Genomic DNA, 19,624 nt, shown 5'->3' with positions numbered 1-19,624 from the left:
TACTTATGAAAAAATATATCGTCTTAATCATGCTAATGGCAATATCACTGACAGGGTGTGGATTTCATTTGCAAAATGAAACAGAGATACCTGCACGATTTAAAACTATGTCTTACGTAAGTTATGATCCTTACGGTAAATTATCAAGATATGTTAAAGAACTCTTGCATGATAATCATATCACACTAGTCAATGATGATGCTTCAGGCAAATATCCGACACTGAATATCACCAATGAAAATATTGATCGTAATACCATATCGATTTATCAAGACGGTAAAGCTGCTGAATATCAATTAGTTTTAACCGTCTATGCTCAAGCCGTAATCAATGGTAAGCAAATATATCCAATTAATGTACGGATATTCCGTACATTCTTTGATAATCCGTCAACGCCATTATCTAAAACAGCAGAGCAAAATTTAATCGAAGACGAAATGTATAGGCAAGCAGCAAAACAGATTATAGGTAAATTAAAATCTGTAGATGCAAAAAAATAACGTTGTTATGATTAAAATCAATGCTGATCAAATTACTAATCACCTAGGATCACCCTATTATTTATTAGTAGGAAGTGATCCCTATCTGCAACATTATGCACAAACTCAATTGCGTCATACTTTCAAACAGAAAGGATTCGATGAGCAACTGACATATACGATAGACAATCAAACCGATTGGTCAGCAATTTATGACAGTTGTCAGGCATTAAATCTATTTTCGAATAACACGCTTATCTTTCTTGATTTTGGTGATAATGCATTAAATACAGCCTTAATAACAAAGCTTAATACACTAAGTGACGTTTTAACCCCTGAAATTGCGCTAATAATCAGTTTAAACAAAATCACTAAAACCCAGGAAAACGCAACATGGTATAAAGCGTTAAACGATAAACTTGTTGTCGTTAATTGCGTCACGCCCGATACCTTACAATTACCTCATTGGATAAAAAGTCATCTTCAGCACAGACAAATAAGCATCGAACCACAAGCGATTGAACTACTTTGTTATTATTATGAAGGTAATTTACTCGCATTAACACAAATTATTGAACAATTAAAATTACTATATCCCAATCATACCATTAGTTATGATCAAGTTGAAAATAACATTAATGATTCGGCTGTATTTACGCCTTATCATTGGATTGATGCCATGGTTGCCAATAAATCTAAACGTGCAACACATATATTACACCAACTAAAAATGAATGATTTGGAACCACTGATTTTAATGCGAATTTTTCAACGAGAGCTAATTCTACTTATTAATTTAAAAAAATCTTCAGAAAAAAAATCGCTTAAACAAGCGTTTGATGAATATAAAATATGGCAAAACAAAAGAGCTTTATATACCGCCTATTTAACGCGTTGTGATATCAAAAATTTATTTACCACTTTGGCAAAATTGACCGATATTGAGATCGGTTTAAAGCACGATAGCCAATTGCAAATTTGGGACAATTTGACCAGTTTGATGATGCAATTTATGGGATTAAATCAATGCTAACCGCTTTATTTGGTGGCACGTTCGATCCTATTCATTATGGTCATCTACGCACTGCAATTTCATTAGCGCAAGAAGTGGGTTTGACACAGATAGTTTTATTACCCAATAAAATACCACCACATAAAGCGCAACCAGATGCAACCACACAACAGCGTCTGGCAATGTTAGCATTAGCCATTGAAGATTTACCTTTGTTTACCGTTGACACCCGTGAAATTGTTCCTAGCACTGTAAATCGACCTTCTTATACCATCGATACTTTAAAGCAATGGCGTCATGAAAACGGGAAAACCGCATCACTTGCATTCATTATGGGGCAAGATTCATTACTGAATTTGCCCAGTTGGTATAAATGGCAATCATTACTCGATTATTGCCATTTGATTATTTGTCAGCGACCAAATTATGCCGCAAGAACTGATAATGTTGAATTTCAACAATGGATTGATAAAAATCGTACGACTAATATAAAAAATTTGCATGATTCTGCTCAAGGATGTATCTATTTTTCTGATACGCCTTTAGAAAATATTTCAGCAACGCAAATCAGGCAAAAAATTAAGAATCAACAAAGTTGTGAAGGTCTATTACCACTAAAAGTTTGGCAATATATCCACCAACAAGGTCTTTACCAGACAAAGAAAATTTAGAAATGACTTTACTTCTGGGAGTTTTTTCGGCATTATTTTGCGGCGATACTTATATGTTGTAAGTTGAGCTTTTTTATGTTTATACACACTATCATTTTATCTTATGATAAAATACTGAACTAGTCATTTAAGAAAAGCATCCAAAGTTGACTTTTCTTTCCCTCAAAAATAAAAGGGATATCATAAACGAGTTGTGTATAGTTAATTTGTTTTTATTATTAAGAGGCCCCAATGGCAAAAGAAGATAACATTGAAATGCAAGGTACCATACTTGATACTCTTCCTAACACGATGTTTCGTGTTGAACTTGAAAATGGTCATGTCGTTACTGCACATATTTCTGGCAAAATGCGAAAAAACTATATTCGTATTTTAACTGGCGATAAAGTTACTGTTGAAATGACGCCTTACGATCTTTCTAAAGCACGTATCATCTTCCGTAGTCGCTAATATCGTTATCAAACTTGTTATTTAAAAATTAATTAACCTTATTGGTTATTTTTCTCTTTTTTAATAAAATTCCGTCGACATAAATGTCGACGGAAGAGAAAATTTTAACCAACTTTCTCAAACTAATCCGTTTGAGAAAAATCCATATCTTCGTATTTCACCCATTTAGTTTTCTTCACAATCTTATAACCCAAATAAATAATAAAGAATAACGGGATACCGACATAAGTCGCTATTACACCATTCCAATCAATGGTATCTTGTAAAAATGCTTCATAGTTTTGCCCAAGGGTGATGGTGAGACAAAGTACAAAAGCAAATATAGGGCCAAAAGGGAAACAACTTGAACGATAAGGTAATTTATTCACATCAAAACCTTGAGCCATATATCCTTTTCTGAATCGATAATGACTAATCGCAATCCCAAGCCAAGCAATAAATCCGGTCATCCCCGACATATTAAGAAGCCATAAATAAACTTCTTGATCTTTATACATTGATGTTAAAAAACATAACATAGCAACAAATGTTGTGGCTAATAATGCAAATCGAGGCACCCCCGTTGAAGATAATCTTGAAAAGATTTTAGGTGCTTTTCCTTCTTTTGCTAAGGCATATAGCATACGTGTCGAGGCATATAGACCAGAATTACCTGCGGATAAGACTGACGTTAAAATAACCGCATTCATTATTGCTGCTGCCGATAATAAGCCCGCATGTTGGAATACTAATGTAAATGGGCTGACACTAATGTCGGTCTCCTCATTACGAAGTAAATTAGGATCGGTATAAGGAATAATTAAACTGATGACTAAAATTGCAAAAATATAAAATAGTAAAATACGCCAAAAAACTTGTTTCATGGCTTTAGGAATATTTTTTTCAGGATCTTTTGATTCGCCGGCTGCAATACCAATGAGTTCTGTGCCTTGGAATGAAAAACCAACCACCATAGCAACACCAATCATCGAAGAAAAGCCACCAACAAAAGGCGCATCACCAACAGTCCAATTTTGCCAACCAGTGCTTTCACTCCCACGTAAAATACCGACAATCATTAATAAGCCAACTGCAATAAAAATGATAACAGTCACAACTTTAATTAATGAGAACCAGAACTCAGCTTCGCCAAAACCTTTGACGGAAATATAATTTAAACAGAAGATAATGCTTAAGAATAGCAAACTCCAAAGCCAACTATACGCTCCGGCATCAAACCAATACGAAATCACCAACTGCGCAGCAACCAGATCGACCGCGACAGTAATTGCCCAGTTGTACCAATAATTCCAACCAATCGCAAATCCGAACGCCTCGTCAACATAACGCGCGCCATAAGTCGCAAATGTCCCAGATACAGGTAAATATGCTGCAAGTTCACCAAGGCTGGTCATTAAAAAGTACACCATTACACCAATAATGGCATAGGAAAGCAAAGCACCGCCAGGCCCTGCCTGTGCAACTGTCGCACCGGATGCAACAAAAAGCCCTGTCCCAATTGAACCACCGATTGCAATCATGGCTAAATGGCGAGCCTTTAAATCCCGTTTTAATTTATTTTTCATAACAAAAATCTTCTTTTAAAGAGAGTAAAGGTAATTAAGAAAACTTCAGTTTCCAATCGGTTATTTTAACAGATTGATAGAAAACACTATTTATCTTAATTATTGTGTATATTTATCATTAAATAATGAAATGCGGTGAAGTGTATCAAAAAAAAAACAACACGAGATAAATAATTCTAATAATAGCGCAAGTTTGTTAAATATTAGCAATATTTAGGCGCTAGTGACCTGTTCTAATTGAGTTAAATAATCTAAAGCTTGTTTACGATTACTGCCACACATTTCCATACACGGCTTTAATCGACAACAAACCCTTGGTCTGGAGGATTGTCCAAAGAGTTGACATTGAAAACGACTATCTAAATGGATACAGGGCACGCCGGCAGGCTTGCCATTGGGCATTCCGGGAATAATGGACGAGATCGAAGGTGCAATACAGCAGGCCCCACAATTTTGACGACATTTAACCAATTCTGTCATAAGATTCCTTTAATTTAAGGAACATCGATAAATTTTGATGGTGACAATAGCAAGATAGCGGTAAAATAGCGAGCTAAATTTTAAATTCAATTTTAAAACCTTACAAAGAAACTATTATGGCAAAAGCAAATGAAATAAAACGTGGCGATGCCGTCACTTATAATGGCAAATTATTACTGGTTAAAGACATTGATGTTCAAAGTCCAAGTGCCCGTGGTGCAAGTACACTCTATAAAATGCGTTTTACCGATGTCAAGACAGGCGGTAAAGTTGAAGAGCGATTTAAAGGTGACGATATTATCGAAACCATTGAACTTTTTCGACGTCCAGTCAGCTTTTCCTATATCGATGGTGATGAATATGTCTTTATGGACAATGAAGACTATACGCCATTTATTTTCAAAAAAGCACAAATTGAAGAAGAACTTCTTTTTATTCCAGAAGGTGGCATGAACGGCATTCAAGTACTCATGGCTGATGGCGAAGTCGTTGCATTGGAATTACCACAAACGGTTGATCTAGAAATTATTGAGACCTCACCAAGTATCAAAGGGGCATCAGCAAGTGCTCGCACTAAACCAGCCACATTATCAACAGGACTTGTTATTCAAGTTCCAGAATATATTGATAACAATGAAAAGGTCAAAATTCATATCGCCGAACGTCGTTATATGGGACGATCAGAATAACGTATTAATTTGTCATGAAAACCTATAATCAAAACAAACTCCATAAACGATTGCGTCGCCTTACTGGTGAAGCGATCGCTGATTTTAATATGATCGAAGAAGGCGATCGTATTATGGTCTGTTTATCAGGCGGTAAAGATAGTTATACTTTGCTTGATATTTTGTTAAATTTAAAGATTAGTGCGCCTATTGATTTTGATCTTATTGCCGTTAATTTAGATCAAAAGCAACCCGGATTTCCTGAGCATGTATTACCACAATACCTTGAGTCGTTAGGCATTGAATATAAAATAGTTCAAGAAAATACCTATGGTATTGTCAAAGAAAAAATACCAGAAGGTAAAACAACTTGTTCGCTTTGTTCACGTCTGCGCCGTGGAATTTTATATCGCACCGCAACCGAACTGGGCGCCACAAAAATTGCCTTAGGTCATCATCGTGACGATATTTTAGAAACCTTGTTTTTAAATATGTTCTACGGCGGTAAACTAAAAGCAATGCCACCCAAATTAATGAATGATTCAGGTGAACATATCATTATTCGTCCGCTTGCGTATTGCAAAGAAAAAGACATTGCAAAATATGCTGAAATTAAGCAATTCCCAATTATTCCTTGTAACCTTTGTGGTTCACAGCCCAATTTACAACGTCAAGTGATTAAAGAGATGCTTAATGAATGGGATAAAAAATATCCCGGACGCATTGAAACCATGTTCCGTGCAACCCAAAATATCACCTTGTCGCATCTTTGTGATACTTCACTTTTTGATTTCAAAGGAATTAAAAAGGGGGATCACGTAATTGATGGAGGAGATATAGCATTTGATCACGAAGATATGCCCCAACCGATTGGATTTGATGCATCCGACCTTGAAGATCAAGACATGATCTTATGGAAAGAAGTTAAATAAATCTTTATATTATCGCTATTTTGTAAAATTATCCCACTCAACACTTTAGTGGGATAACAAATCTAAAACATCATTTTTTCGTCAATTTTAATAGCGTTAACTCACTGATAACATTCAATCGATTATTCTATCGATAAAGTTTAAATTGATTATCAACATTAATATTTTTCAATTTATTAACCATTTAGACCAACTCTGATTGACGATTTGTTTTTCCTCAACAAAACAGGAGTTATCAACCGTGCTGGGTAATAGTTGTAATGATAATTGATGAATTTCGTTACGCATATCTATATAAGCTTGAGTGAGCTTTTGGGCTTCATCCTGTTCCATAATCTGATAATTAGCGGCTAATTCTAATATCCGAACATTATCGCTCCAAGTTGTCATTTTAGGATAATGATGTGCGTAATTAAGCACAAGATACTGTGATAAAAATTCAATATCCCCTATTCCACCCTGATCAATTTTTAAATTAAATAAATCTGGTTGAGTTGACCCCAAATGAGTACGCATTTTTTCACGCATTTCTCTAACTTCGGTTTTTAATTGATGTTCATCACGTACTTTACAAAGTACTTTATGTCGGATTTGTTTAAAATGCTCAATAAGTTCAACTTCGCCATAAATGGCTCTGGCGCGGACTAATGCTTGATGCTCCCAAGTCCATGCTTCATGCATTTGATAGTCCTCAAAAGCAGCTAAACTACAAGCTAATAAACCCGCTTCCCCTTGCGGACGTAAACGAATGTCAACTTCATACAAAATACCAAAACTGGTACGTACATTGAATAAATGGATTATACGCTGAACTAAGCGAAGATAGAATTGACGACTATCTATCTGTTTTTCACCCATAGTCATACTGTTAACAGGGCAGTCATGTAAAAAAACTAAATCTAAATCCGACCCATAACCCAGCTCCCAACCGCCCAACTTACCATACGCAATAACCACTAAACCTTTATGGTCATCAGTGAGATGTTCTGGCTTGCCATATCGAGCTATCATTTGATTCCATGCCATTTGAACAACAAAATCAAGGAGAGCTTCGGCCACAAACGTTAAATGATCACTGACTTTCATGGTGGTTAAAACATGCGCCACATCAGCAGCAGCGATATGCAATAACTGCATCTGCTTGAACTGGCGGAGCGCTTCAAGTTGTTGTTCTTCATCATCAACTTGAATGCGAAGCAAATATTGGTAAAGTTCACTTTTATATTCGTTAGGGGCAACCGTTTGATAAAGTGAATGAATATCGATGAGTTCATCTAACAAGATCGGATAATGTGCCAACTGATCACTAATCATCGGGGAAGCACTACACAACCGAATTAACTGCTTCAATGCAGTGGGATATTCAAGTAATAATTCTAAATAGGTGGTACGGCTAACAATATTGACTAACAAAGGAAAAATTCTTGCTAACACAGTTAAGGCATTTTTTTCATTGCAGAGTATTACTAATAATCTCGGCATAAGTTGATCAAGGATTTCTCGCCCACGCACTCCAATTGTCCGTTTACCAATATCATTGCGAAATTGTATTAACAATTGACAAAGCTGGGTTGCCGTTTGATCAGAATAGTTAGGTAATACCGCTTTGACATCACTTAATTCTAAGTCTGGTACCCATAAATCATCAAACTTATCATTATATTGTTTAGACTGGGTGGATTCGGACTGTTCATCACCGATTAATTCATTGAATATTTCACGGTTGATCAACATTCTTTTTGCCAAGTCTTGTTTAAAGTTTTCCCAATTATTAAATCCCATACTGGTTGCTAAACGCATTTGATCTAGTTCATTGTCTGGCAAAGTTTGGGTTTGCTCATCATTAATCGCTTGTAAAAGGTTTTCACAACGACGTAAAAAAAGATAATTTTCTCGAAGTAAAATCACTTCATTGAGTTTCAGTAATGATTCTTGTTCAATAACCTGCAAAGCACTTAATAACGAACGTGTTTGCAATCCAACCACTCGACCACCTCGAATAAGTTGAAAAACTTGAACGATAAACTCAATTTCCCGAATGCCGCCAGCGCCAAGTTTAATATTGTTTTTTAAGCCACGACGACGGACTTCACGTTCAATCATACTTTTCATGTTTCGCAGTGATTGTAAAACACTAAAATCGATATAACGGCGATAAATAAAAGGTTTAAGCATTTGATAGAGTTCTTGGGTATAAGGATCATGTTGATCACCTAATACCTTTGCTTTCACCATTGCATAACGTTCCCAATCTCGACCTTGTTCTTGATAATAATCTTCCATAGAAGAAAAGCTAAGAACCAATGGACCACCATCCCCTAAAGGGCGTAAACGCATATCAACACGGTAAACAAATCCATCCTCAGTAATCTGATCAAGCGTTTTAATTAAACGTTGTCCTAAACGCGTAAAAAAAACCGCATTATCTAATTCTCGACGTCCGCCTTGTGTCTGTCCATGTTCTGGATAAGTGAAAATCAAATCAATATCAGACGAAAAGTTTAGCTCGCCACCACCCAATTTACCCATACCTAAAATCAATAACGGTTGGGGTTTACCTTGCATATTGCTTGGCGTTCCCCATTCTTGACAACTTAATGTATAGAGCCAATCACGAGCCGTTACAACAATTATTTCTGCCAATTCACTGAGTTGTAACAAAATCTGTTCATCACTACTTGCCTTTATTAATTGAGACCATGCTAAGCGAATTAGCATTTTATGGCGAAATTGCCTTAATATTTTCATTAACGAGGCTTCATCTATGACTGAAACTAACTGTTCATTCAACCAAGATTGATAATATTGTCTTTCATCTGCCAGTGGTGGGTTTTGTACAAAATCAGCAAGCCAATGTGGAAAACGAGAAAATGCCTCAACAAGAAAATTACTTTGCACTAAAATATCAAGGTTTGCTTGTACCAGTACTGGATCGCAATGTTGAAGCTGATTGATAACGCTTTGCTTTTGATCTTTAAAAAGATTAGATTTGGGCATTTTTCTGTCTCACACAAGGTATTATCGGGTTTGATTTGTTAGATCATTGCATCAACGCCATTTACTATAACCGAAAACATAATCTGAGTATTACGTTAAAACTCATTTTTACCAATACATCTATAACAACTTGTATTATTGCGTGATATTAATTTTATTTTTTGAATCAAATAACAGTTTAGTCATAATTCTAACCAGTATCGAACTTAAAATAAACACCATTGCTATCGTTATCCATGTATAACACAATAAAAAGTTATTGGAGAATCTATAGAATGCTTGTAAATATTCATACAGAAAAACAGATACCCAAAAAATTATTGCAACCAAGATACAATTGAAAATAAATATACATAGCGAACTAAATATAAGCTTTTTCAGGTTTAAAATTTCTGTTACGCCTGTAAAACATTTTCTCAACAAAAAATAGCCTATCAAATTAGTCATGAATAAAAAGAGAACTAAAATTGTTAGATTAATAATTGAACTTGTTAAACTGTGATAATAACCGAAAAAAATTAGAGGAAATAACAACGTGCTAAAATAACAATTATAAAGCGAAATAAATAACCCAAAATGTAACCGCTGACTTTCAGATTGAGTTAATACGTCATTGCTGCGAATAAAATTTTTATTCAACAATTTGATACTAAGATAAGTCCACAGTGTTATAAAAATATAACTAATTAATATGTTAACAAAATTAATCATTTCATAAGTTAGAGACGAAGAAGAGATAACAGAATTTGAATAATTAAGTTTAGATCTAACCCATAAAAAGATATCACTGTAGAAAAGCGATCGTCCTGCAACCTCCATTGAGGCAAATAAAATAGCAACAAGTAAAGTATTAAAAATATTTCTCGAATTGATTTGATGAATGGAGTATTTATTAAATAATACGATGGAAACAACAAATAAAACAATCGAACAAGGTATTTGGAAGAAGAAGTTGATTACGACTTGCCTAGTTACATACCGAATAAATTGATTATTTGTCATATCTGACAGTAAAGGATAATCATTAAATCCAGTAACATAGACTATGATATATAAAATATTAAATAACCAATAAAATAAAACTAATAATAGTGGTAATTTAAAAAAAGTCTTGTTCAATTTCATTGTTATACCTATATTCCATTTATTTCAGAAATTAACCTAAGTTTGAGTTTTGTGTTTGCCTCGCTACAAGCAAACTTTATAATTGAGTCAATACGTTGTATCGCCATTTGCCATTGCTCAAATTCCGGTTCAATTTGAACATTTTGGTTTATTAATACTTCGTTTATTTGAATAAGTAACTGTTTATAATAACTGAAATCATTATTTTCTAAAGCATATTCTTCATTTTGTTGCCAAAAGTTGAGTAAATTTGGTAAATCTTGTTCAATTTGTGCAGAAAAGAGTTCAGAAGTAACAGGTTTATTTAATAATAAACGGTAACCTCTTGAAGCCTTACTCTGCGAAAAAAGATGTAAGTTAAAACGACTTAATTCAATCGCAAAGTTAATCAAATCTTGTTTATTGCCTTGTTTTATTTCGAGTTCAACTTCTTGTATTGGTTTAAATTTACCATTTGAGGTTATTTTGCCTATATCTAAAGCAACTTCAATTTCGCTATTCGCAAACGAGATTAACCACACTTGACGGGTAAAGTTAGTAGTAAAAAGTGGTTTTAAATTTTGCTGCAACTTTTCGATGTCACAATTGTTAGGAAATACGCCTACAGGAAATAGAGATAAATCGAGTTGTGGACAACTTAAATCAACATTATATTCAGCGCGTTCATGCAAACCGGCGATAGCATGACTATCACGTTTTAACGTCATTTCGTACTGTTTACTTTCGTTGCTTTCAGTTACTCTAAGTCTTAATCCACATTGATGATTTCGCAAATAATTATCCGCTGTGTCATAGTAACAGTTACACAAAGATAAGGTTGAAAATGTACGCTGATTGTTCGATAAGCTCGAAAACTCAAGCTCATCACTACTTGCCCATTGGTTTAAAAAAGATTGTAGATCAGCAATGTCACAATTATTTATCTGGAATTTTAACTCAATTTCATTACTCATGAATTTAAACGGGAATATGATTTAATTTGCTATATCATATCCCGATTAATGAAATAAATATACACTATTAGGTGGGAATAAACAGTTGATCATCACTTTCTATAGTTAACCAACTGTTCAACTAAATTTATCATCAAGTTTTTGGGTTAAATTATTACTTCACTACTCGGAATGGGTTTGTTGATTTTTTCTCGACTTTATCAGATTGCTGAATATCGGTTTCGCGTTGCTGTTTATATTCGGGTTCGTCTTCAAATCCCATGCCCACGCCATTTTCACGAGCATAAATGGCTTCTACGGCTGACATCGGCACAACAATATGTTGTGGCACACCCGAAAATCGCGCATTAAATTCAATTTTTTCATTTGTTGCCCTATATTGCGCAACGGAATGTGGCGCAATATTTAACACGATCTGATTATCTTTCACAAACTCTTGCGGTACAAGAACACCGAATACCGAAGCATTTACCACGATATAAGGAGTAAGTTCATTATCAACAATCCAATCATAAAACGCCCTAAATAAGTAAGGGCGTCGAGCAGTCATTTGGTTTGGATCCATTTAGATTACCTTCTAAAATCACATAATAAATTAGAGCAGATAAATTATTATACTCTAATTTTTCTCTCATCTTCAGTTAATGAACTGATAAAAGCTGGGCGTTCAAAAATTCTTGCCATGTAGGCTAAATAATTTTTTTCCGCAACTTTAGGTAATTCTATACCAAGTATTGGCAATCGCCATAGTAGAGGTGCGAAATAACAATCGCATAGCGTAAAATCATCACTCATAAAAAAGTCTTTTTCTTTAAACATGACAGAAATTGAGACTAAATCATCAAGAAGATTTTTACGTGCGACTTTAGCGGCATCACTATTTGGGTCGGCGATAATGGTTTCATAAGCACTGTACCATTCTCTTTTAATGCGATACATCGTTAATCGAGAATTAGCACGCACAATCGGATAAACAGGCATTAATGGTGGATGAGGGAAACGTTCATCGAGATATTCTAACGCTATATGAGGCTCATACAGTGTTAAATCGCGATCAATCAACGTTGGAATTGAACCATAAGGATTAAGATCCAGTAACTCCTGAGGTAAATTATCAGCAGTTACAAACTCAATTTCAGCAGTCACACCTTTTTCTGCCAACACAAATCGGATCTGATGACCATAGATATCTGTTGTATCACAAAATAATGTCATTACAGAACGTTTATTAACAGCAACAACCATGTTCACTCCAAATATGCAAAATTTAAAATAGGTTTAGAGAGTTTCTATTCTAGCAAATTGGATAACAAAATTGTTAAAAAAAATTAATTTTCTTATCATCTTTCTTCAAATAATCGTTTTAATTGTGAAAAACTTTGACAATTTACCATGTTTAAGTCAATTAAAACCGATACAATTTATCAATAACAGTTGGCTCACAATTAAATAATCCGATGAAATGAAAAAAAGACTTTGGTAATTGGAAGTGTGATAAATTTTAGTCATAAAAAAAACCCAGACAATGCTGGGCTTTTGAAATAATTTTGTAACGTCTGCAATTAACGTTTGCTGAATTGTGGACGACGACGAGCTTTGCGTAGACCCACTTTTTTACGTTCAACTTGACGTGCATCACGAGTAACAAAGCCCGCTTGACGTAATGAAGAGCGTAAAGTTTCATCATATTCCATTAATGCACGAGTAATACCGTGACGAATCGCACCCGCTTGACCTGAAATACCGCCACCTTTAACAGTGATGTAAAGATCAAGTTTGTCAGTCATTTCAACTAACTCTAAAGGTTGCATCACAACCATACGAGCTGTATCACGACCAAAGTATTGCTCTAATGAACGTTTGTTAATAACGATATTTCCACTACCTGGTTTAATAAACACACGAGCAGCAGAACTTTTGCGGCGACCAGTACCGTAATATTGATTATCAGCCATCTTCTATCCCCTTAAATATCTAATACTTGCGGTTGTTGTGCCGCATGATTGTGCTCGCTACCAGCATAAACTTTAAGTTTACGGTACATTGCACGACCAAGAGGACCTTTCGGTAACATGCCTTTTACAGCAATCTCGATGACTTGTTCAGGATGACGTTCAATCATTTCTTTAAAAGTCGCTTCTTTAAGTCCACCGATGTAACCAGTATGACGATAATAGATCTTATCAGTGCGTTTTTTGCCTGTTACAGCAACTTTTTCTGCATTGATAACGATAATATAATCACCTGTATCTACATGTGGTGTATATTCTGCTTTATGTTTACCACGCAAACGGCTTGCGATCTCAGTAGCTAAACGACCTAACGTTTTACCTGCTGCATCAACAACATACCAGTCGCGTTTAACTGTTTCTGGTTTAGCTGAAAAAGTACTCATTCGTATTTATCCAATTTTTAATTAATCTCACGTTAATAAATCAAACGATTTATTTACACTTTTTGATTGCAATGATTAAGTAACTAACCCCTTCGAGTTGTTATATTAACCTTGACAACCGAAAACAGTGTTGGGAAGAACACTGTTGTAACGTGGGTTGCAATATTATACAGAAATATAGTAAAAGTGCTAGGTTTTGTCATAAAAAATTATAGCAAGTAAAAACGCTTGCTGTTAAACTTAAAACTAATTTTACTCAATCATATTATTTTAGATGACTCAGATAATTCAACTTACCGATAAAGATTATATAAGCAAAGGCTTACATAGGAAGTGCTATCACCATCCGACTAATCCCGATCAATGTATTAAAGTCAACTATAATGATGGGGCAGAACAAGAAACTAACCGCGAAATTGCCTATTACAAACATCTTATTAAACGCAATATCTCGTGGGATGCGTTAGCCAAATATTATGGCCCTGTGCAAACAAATTTTGGTGAAGGACATCTTTTCGAATTAATTCGTAATTATGATGGCAAAACCGCTACACCACTCGAAACATATCTTGCTGACCAACAATTAACACAACAATACTATGATGAATTAATTGTTTTGTTAAAAGCATTAAAGTCGACATTGCTTGACAATCGTATCATTACGATGACCATTAAAAGCAAAAATATCTTATTTCAACATCTTTCAGAACAAAAAAATCGGCTTGTCATTATAGATAATATTGGTAATTCGACCTTTATTCCGGTTGCCAACTATATACCCTATTTTGCTAAATCAAAGATTGAGCGCACATGGCAACGTTTTTTAAAATCAATCATCAAAGATAATTGGCATAATCCACTTGTGGCTAATTTAATTGATGAGGTAAATCAGTAAGACGTAGCTGAGCAATGGTCCCTTGATGATGATCATGACGATTTTCTAAAGTGAACGATCCATGATGCAACTTTGAAATACGATTCACAATACTTAATCCAAGCCCTATTCCATCATGTTTTCGATCCATACGGAAAAAGGCTTGAGTTAATTTTTCGCTTTTAGACTCATCAATACCGCTACCTTCATCGATGACATTAATAATAATGTCTTTTGCATCTTTAAAACAATTAACGACAATTTTGGTATTGGGTGGACTATAACGACTACTATTTTCAACCAAATTTCGAATCAATAATCTAATTAAAGTGGTATCTCCTTCAAACATCAGTTTTTTATCAGGTATGTTCCATTGAATCGCTTGTTGCTTATGGAATGCTTGCTCGGATAACTCTTCAAAAAGCGGCAACATAATATCATCATGAAAATTAATTTTTTGATAGTGTCCAACAGTAAATTTTTGACTAGCTCTGGCAAGCATTAATAACTGTTCGACGGTATTAACTAAACGATCAATACGATCAATTAATTCATGACAATCGATATGATGTGTTGTTTCTAATAATTCTAAATGCAAACGGATACCGGCTAATGGTGTTCGCATTTCATGCGCAACATCAGCCGTAAAAAGACGCTCTTGAGCAAGTGTACTACTTAATCGGACAAACAACTTATTTAAAACAGTGGTAATGGATTTAATTTCTCGCTTATTACTAATGGGATCAATAGGACTCAGATTATCTTCGGTTCGTTCATTTAAATCTTTTTCTAACACTTCTAAGGGTTTTGTAATCCATTTAATGGCTTTATACGCAAGGAATAAAGTGACTAACATCATTGAAAAAGCAGAACAAAATAAGGCAAAAATAGCTTCTAGTTCTTCATGTTCAACCACTTCATCAATTTTGTTTTGACTTAAGGTCAAATTTACCAATACATCTATCTGTTCTTTACTTTCATGCCATAACCATAACACCGTAATGATCTGGCAAATGAGCATAATCGCCCCTAAAGTGAAAAAAAGATTCCAACGAATACTTTGACGAATATTATTTAACGATTTAAAGATCATCATGTTTTTCATTCAATAAAGAAAAATAATAATTTAATGGTCGCTATTGAGTTGATAACCATAGCCCCGTACAGTTTTGATTAAACTTTTACCTAATTTAGTTCGTAATCCATGAATATAAACCTCAAGCACATTAGAACTTGGATCACTTTGCCAATCATATAGATCATTTTGCAATAAATCACGGTGTACTTTTTCGCCGGCTTTTAACATCAGTCGAGAAAGTACAATAAACTCTTTAGGCGTCAATGTTACTTCACGCTGATGTTGAGTGACAATTTGTTGCTTAATATCAATGGTAATTGAACCAAAGCAAATAAGATTATCAGCAGTGCCCTGATTACGGCGAATTAAGGCTCTCACTCTGGCTAAAAGCTCAGTTAAAGCAAAAGGTTTAATAAGATAATCATCGGCACCATGATCTAATCCTTCAACTCGATCTTCAATGGTATCTCGAGCGGTTAAAATAAGCACTGGGGTATCTATCTGTTTTTTACGCCAACGCGTTAGCAAATCTAAACCGTCACAATCAGGTAACCCCAGATCCAATATTATCAGACTAAATTGACCAAATTGAATAAACTGCTCAGCTTGTTTACCATTAGATGCCACTTCACACACATAACCGTTAGAAGTAATGCCATCATAGAGTCCTTTTTGAAGAAGGCTATCATCTTCAACAATAAGTATTTTCATTAAATGTTATCCTATTGTCGATTGGACATTCATATTAAATGTTCCTTAATTAACGTAAAAATAGTGATATCGAAAAAATTCAATTACTGGATTTATTGACTCAACTTTATTGAATTAACGATTAATACACTCAATCATTTAAGAAAAGCAACCCAAGATTTAGACACAAAATAAGCCGATAAAAGACTGACAATAAAACTGATAATAATATCTAAAGGCCAATGAATACCTAAATAAATTCGGCTCCAACAAACCAATAACGCAACAATAAAACAGCAATAATATAATTTTTTAACTTGCTGCTTTGTATTGAAAAAAATCGAAAAAAACAGTGTCCATACAAAAACAGCATGTTGGCTTGGCAACGAACTATTGGTTTCGTGATACAGATAATGGGTTCCAACATCAAGCGCAAAAGGGCGAGGCGAATAAAATAGATGACGTATCACAAAAGAAATCAATAGCGCTAACACTAAACTAACCATAATTTTAACAATCGATTCTCGATAATCGGGCTTCAAAAACCAATAGCCAGCTAACATGATAATTGGAAAAAACATTAAATAATTAGCACAAAAGATTGCAAAATAGATAAAAGATTTTGATGCTTGATCAGAAGCATTAATCAATAAAAAGAGTTTAGTATTAATATCATACCACATGAAAAGTTGAACAGACTGAATTATTCATATCAAAAATGTAACCTATTAACCTTAAAAAAACCTTAATAACCCCTTTAATCTATTTTACATGAGTGACTTATCGTTATATGGGTTTAATTTAAATACTGAAAAGTTAGACATGTTTATTTGTGGTCGATGCCATAATGCAACCAACATCTTGCCAAAAATGAAACCGTAATATCAAGCAACCAACAAATGAAAAAATAAACCAGAATGACAAATAAAAAAATCTCAGTCGGGTAAACCATATTACGATTATTAATTTGTGTTGCCACAAAGGTAAACTCGGCAACACCAACAATGTAGGCCAAAGAAGTATCTTTAATGAGTGAAACCCACTGATTAATAAACGACGGCAACATCATCTTTAATGCTTGTGGTAAAATAATTGCGATAATCACTTGCGCTTTATTCAGCCCCAATGAATAAGCCGCTTGCCACTGATCTTTACCAACTGCATTCATACCGGCATGAACAGAATGCCCAATATAAGCTGCTCCAATTAATGATAAAGCAAAGATCACGGTAGCAATAGCCGGTACATCAACATTAAAAATCACGGGTAATAGAAAATAAGTCCAAAAAATTAACATAATGACTGGAATTGCTCGCAAAAAAGCAAGAAGCGTGATAAGTAACTGACGCACTCCCCCTTTTAGCACGGTTAAACCAACACCGGCTACTATGCCTAAAATAGTTGAAAAAACAATTGCAACAACACTCATTAATAACGTTAAAAACATGCCACCAGGAAAGTTACCCCACATCAGGTAACCCAGATTATTCCAAATAACAGCAAATCCCATAAAATCCATAACTGACTAACCTTTACTTATTTGCAACCGACTTGCTTGATAAATATTGCCAACCGTTCCTACTATTACAATGGCTAAAATATATAACAAGGTTGCAATAGCAAAATCTTGAAACGTCTTTAAGGATTCCGTTTCGACTTGCCGAGAAACATAAGAAAGTTCAAGCACGCCAATAGCCATGGTTAATGATGAATTTTTGATAATATTCATATATTGCCCAATTAATGGCGGAAAAGCGATGCGCACACTTTGTGGTAAAATGATAAACCGCATAGTTTGCCACCACGTTAACCCCAACGCTAAAGACGCTTGTTGTTGTCCCTTCGCCACACCTAAAATACCAGCCCGAAACTCTTCAGCAATAAAAGCACTGGAATAAAACGTTAAAGCAATCAAACCAATAATAAACTCAAAAGAAGGCATTTTTAACGTTAAAAAAAAGAGTTGAATTTGGGGTTCATCAAATAACCACACTTTAAATTCAATTGGTAATAAATTACCGACACCAAAATACCAAAAAAACAGTTGGGGCAGTAAAGGCGAATAACGAAAAATTGCATTATAGAATGTCACCAAACCTTTTATGATTTTGATATGGCTTTGTTGAGCAATCACTAACAAAAAACCCAGCACAGTTGACAATATTATGGTGAATAACGAAATCGCAAGCGTCACTAAAAAACCGTCCCACAACCACCACAAATATCGTGGTTCAAGTAATTGCTCAAACATCTATTTATTGACCTTTACCGATTTTAAAATCACCACGAGGCATTGCTGACGTCGTTTCGGGTCCAAACCAGCGATTATAAATCGTCACCGCTTCACCGTCTGTTTCAAGATTTAACAAGATTTGATTCACTTTATCTTTTAAACGAGTTTCGCCTTTAGGAATGCCAACCGCTTGATATTCTTGGGTAATACTAAAGGGTGAGATTTCAAAAATAGCACGTTGCTCTTCGGGCACATTGGCAAGTAAACCAATTAATTTAGCATCATCTTGCGTAATAGCTTGCACCACCCCATTACGTAAAGCGGCAAACGCAAACGGCGTATCATCATACGAAATTACTTTAGCGGTAGGATATTTTTCACGTAGAGTAATTTCCATTACTGTCCCTTTATCAGCTCCAATACGAAGATTTTTCAAATCATCCGGTGATGTTAATACCCCTTTTTTTGCCACAAATTTTTGTCCGGTAGCAAAATAAGGCAAACTAAAATCAACCGCTTTGGCACGCTCCTCAGTTACGGTGAAATTAGCCACAATTAAATCGGCTTTTTGTGAAGTTAATAATGGTATACGATTGGCAGGATTAGTCGGTACAAGTTCAACCTTTACCTTTAAAGCTTTACCGATTTGATTGGCATAATCCACATCTAACCCGACAATATTATGCGATTTTTCATCAACAAATCCAAAGGGTGGATTACTATCAAATACCGCAATTTTAATTACCCCTTTTTTTTCGATATCATCAAGACGATCAGCATAAACCGAACTTGCGACCAATAATGAACCGATTAATGCAGCTACCGACAGTGACTTAGTAAAAAATTTCATTGTTATTATCCCCCTTTGGACTTAATAGGGTTTTAAGTTTATCAATAAAGTATTGGGGGGATAAATAACGATTATTTAGATGCTTATAACTTAAAGTTATATTTAAAATGTCTTAGTGTAGTGGTTAAGTCAATTAAGGAAAATTATGCACAAGATTCAGATAATTTTTTTG

Annotated in this window: 21 protein-coding genes; 7 read left to right on the top strand and 14 right to left on the bottom strand. The window is 34.7% G+C overall.

Annotated elements, in window-relative coordinates; genetic code table 11:
* Positions 1-5 precede the first annotated feature (5 nt).
* From lptE to infA, 4 genes are all read left to right on the top strand, one after another.
* Positions 6-500 (top strand): LPS assembly lipoprotein LptE, encoded by a 495-nt coding sequence (gene lptE, locus ACGH46_RS06015; RefSeq protein WP_411604737.1) that lies wholly within the window; start codon positions 6-8, stop codon positions 498-500.
* Positions 487-1,512 carry a DNA polymerase III subunit delta gene (gene holA / locus ACGH46_RS06010; protein WP_411604735.1) on the top strand — a complete coding sequence of 342 codons (1,026 nt, stop codon included), beginning with the start codon at positions 487-489 and terminating at the stop codon, positions 1,510-1,512. Before lptE ends, holA begins: the two co-directional genes overlap by 14 nt.
* Entirely contained in the window at positions 1,506-2,162 is a 657-nt protein-coding gene (gene nadD / locus ACGH46_RS06005; protein WP_411604733.1) for a nicotinate-nucleotide adenylyltransferase, read from the top strand. Before holA ends, nadD begins: the two co-directional genes overlap by 7 nt.
* Before the next feature lie 231 nt (positions 2,163-2,393).
* A complete protein-coding gene (gene infA, locus ACGH46_RS06000; RefSeq protein WP_025315083.1) occupies positions 2,394-2,612 on the top strand; it encodes a translation initiation factor IF-1 in 219 nt (72 codons plus the stop codon).
* Between the two features lie 122 nt (positions 2,613-2,734).
* Here infA and ACGH46_RS05995 read toward each other — a convergent pair whose 3' ends face one another.
* Together ACGH46_RS05995 and ACGH46_RS05990 are read right to left on the bottom strand one after the other, a co-directional pair.
* Positions 2,735-4,177 carry an amino acid permease gene (locus tag ACGH46_RS05995; protein ID WP_267360167.1) on the bottom strand — a complete coding sequence of 481 codons (1,443 nt, stop codon included), beginning with the start codon at positions 4,175-4,177 and terminating at the stop codon, positions 2,735-2,737.
* A 213-nt stretch (positions 4,178-4,390) separates the two neighbouring features.
* Entirely contained in the window at positions 4,391-4,657 is a 267-nt protein-coding gene (locus ACGH46_RS05990; protein ID WP_411590529.1) for a YkgJ family cysteine cluster protein, read from the bottom strand.
* A 116-nt stretch (positions 4,658-4,773) separates the two neighbouring features.
* Here ACGH46_RS05990 and yeiP point away from each other — a divergent pair, with 116 nt between their 5' ends.
* Both yeiP and ttcA read left to right on the top strand, forming a co-directional pair.
* The gene (gene yeiP / locus ACGH46_RS05985; RefSeq protein ID WP_220216846.1) at positions 4,774-5,346 is read left to right on the top strand and encodes an elongation factor P-like protein YeiP; all 573 of its coding nucleotides are present in this window, start codon (positions 4,774-4,776) and stop codon (positions 5,344-5,346) included.
* A gap of 14 nt (positions 5,347-5,360) precedes the next feature.
* A complete protein-coding gene (ttcA, locus tag ACGH46_RS05980) occupies positions 5,361-6,257 on the top strand; it encodes a tRNA 2-thiocytidine(32) synthetase TtcA (protein ID WP_411598757.1) in 897 nt (298 codons plus the stop codon).
* A 168-nt stretch (positions 6,258-6,425) separates the two neighbouring features.
* Here the strand turns inward: ttcA and glnE are convergent, their stop codons facing one another.
* The 6 genes from glnE to rplM form a co-directional block, all read right to left on the bottom strand.
* Positions 6,426-9,254, bottom strand: coding sequence for a bifunctional [glutamate--ammonia ligase]-adenylyl-L-tyrosine phosphorylase/[glutamate--ammonia-ligase] adenylyltransferase (glnE, locus tag ACGH46_RS05975; protein WP_411604730.1), 2,829 nt, complete (start codon positions 9,252-9,254; stop codon positions 6,426-6,428).
* A gap of 1,133 nt (positions 9,255-10,387) precedes the next feature.
* Positions 10,388-11,332 (bottom strand): inorganic triphosphatase, encoded by a 945-nt coding sequence (locus tag ACGH46_RS05970; protein ID WP_411604728.1) that lies wholly within the window; start codon positions 11,330-11,332, stop codon positions 10,388-10,390.
* A 154-nt stretch (positions 11,333-11,486) separates the two neighbouring features.
* On the bottom strand, positions 11,487-11,897 hold the full coding sequence (locus ACGH46_RS05965) for a ClpXP protease specificity-enhancing factor (protein WP_411596865.1): 411 nt from the start codon (positions 11,895-11,897) through the stop codon (positions 11,487-11,489).
* A gap of 47 nt (positions 11,898-11,944) precedes the next feature.
* Positions 11,945-12,577: a glutathione S-transferase N-terminal domain-containing protein gene (locus ACGH46_RS05960; RefSeq protein WP_267352456.1), complete on the bottom strand. Its 633-nt coding sequence runs from the start codon at positions 12,575-12,577 to the stop codon at positions 11,945-11,947.
* Positions 12,578-12,894: 317 nt separating this feature from the next.
* A complete protein-coding gene (gene rpsI, locus ACGH46_RS05955; protein WP_034901366.1) occupies positions 12,895-13,287 on the bottom strand; it encodes a 30S ribosomal protein S9 in 393 nt (130 codons plus the stop codon).
* 11 nt (positions 13,288-13,298) lie between these two features.
* Positions 13,299-13,727 carry a 50S ribosomal protein L13 gene (gene rplM, locus ACGH46_RS05950; RefSeq protein ID WP_034901369.1) on the bottom strand — a complete coding sequence of 143 codons (429 nt, stop codon included), beginning with the start codon at positions 13,725-13,727 and terminating at the stop codon, positions 13,299-13,301.
* A gap of 274 nt (positions 13,728-14,001) precedes the next feature.
* On the opposite strand from rplM, the gene ACGH46_RS05945 reads away from it, so the two are divergent.
* Entirely contained in the window at positions 14,002-14,622 is a 621-nt protein-coding gene (locus tag ACGH46_RS05945; RefSeq protein WP_267380756.1) for a YrbL family protein, read from the top strand.
* On the opposite strand, the gene pmrB is transcribed toward ACGH46_RS05945, so the two are convergent.
* From pmrB to ACGH46_RS05915, 6 genes are all read right to left on the bottom strand, one after another.
* Positions 14,594-15,697, bottom strand: coding sequence for a two-component system sensor histidine kinase PmrB (gene pmrB / locus ACGH46_RS05940; RefSeq protein ID WP_411604726.1), 1,104 nt, complete (start codon positions 15,695-15,697; stop codon positions 14,594-14,596). The two genes, ACGH46_RS05945 and pmrB, sit on opposite strands and share 29 nt — an antisense overlap.
* Positions 15,698-15,727: 30 nt before the next feature.
* Positions 15,728-16,390 carry a two-component system response regulator PmrA gene (gene pmrA / locus ACGH46_RS05935; protein ID WP_267360152.1) on the bottom strand — a complete coding sequence of 221 codons (663 nt, stop codon included), beginning with the start codon at positions 16,388-16,390 and terminating at the stop codon, positions 15,728-15,730.
* Between the two features lie 134 nt (positions 16,391-16,524).
* Positions 16,525-17,052: an undecaprenyl-diphosphatase gene (locus tag ACGH46_RS05930; protein ID WP_411598761.1), complete on the bottom strand. Its 528-nt coding sequence runs from the start codon at positions 17,050-17,052 to the stop codon at positions 16,525-16,527.
* Between the two features lie 143 nt (positions 17,053-17,195).
* A complete protein-coding gene (locus ACGH46_RS05925) occupies positions 17,196-17,879 on the bottom strand; it encodes an amino acid ABC transporter permease (RefSeq protein WP_411598762.1) in 684 nt (227 codons plus the stop codon).
* A gap of 15 nt (positions 17,880-17,894) precedes the next feature.
* Positions 17,895-18,620, bottom strand: a complete 726-nt coding sequence (locus ACGH46_RS05920) for an amino acid ABC transporter permease (protein ID WP_411604723.1) — start codon at positions 18,618-18,620, stop codon at positions 17,895-17,897.
* Positions 18,621-18,624: 4 nt separating this feature from the next.
* Positions 18,625-19,452, bottom strand: coding sequence for an ABC transporter substrate-binding protein (locus tag ACGH46_RS05915; RefSeq protein ID WP_267360147.1), 828 nt, complete (start codon positions 19,450-19,452; stop codon positions 18,625-18,627).
* Between the last annotated feature and the right edge of the window lie 172 nt (positions 19,453-19,624).

Origin of the sequence: Gilliamella sp. CG22 (assembly GCF_046635725.1) — a bacterium.
Lineage (GTDB): Bacteria > Pseudomonadota > Gammaproteobacteria > Enterobacterales > Orbaceae > Gilliamella > Gilliamella apicola_I.
The sequence above is the reverse complement of the archived record's forward strand: the minus strand, read 5'-3'. Positions and strand labels throughout refer to the sequence as shown.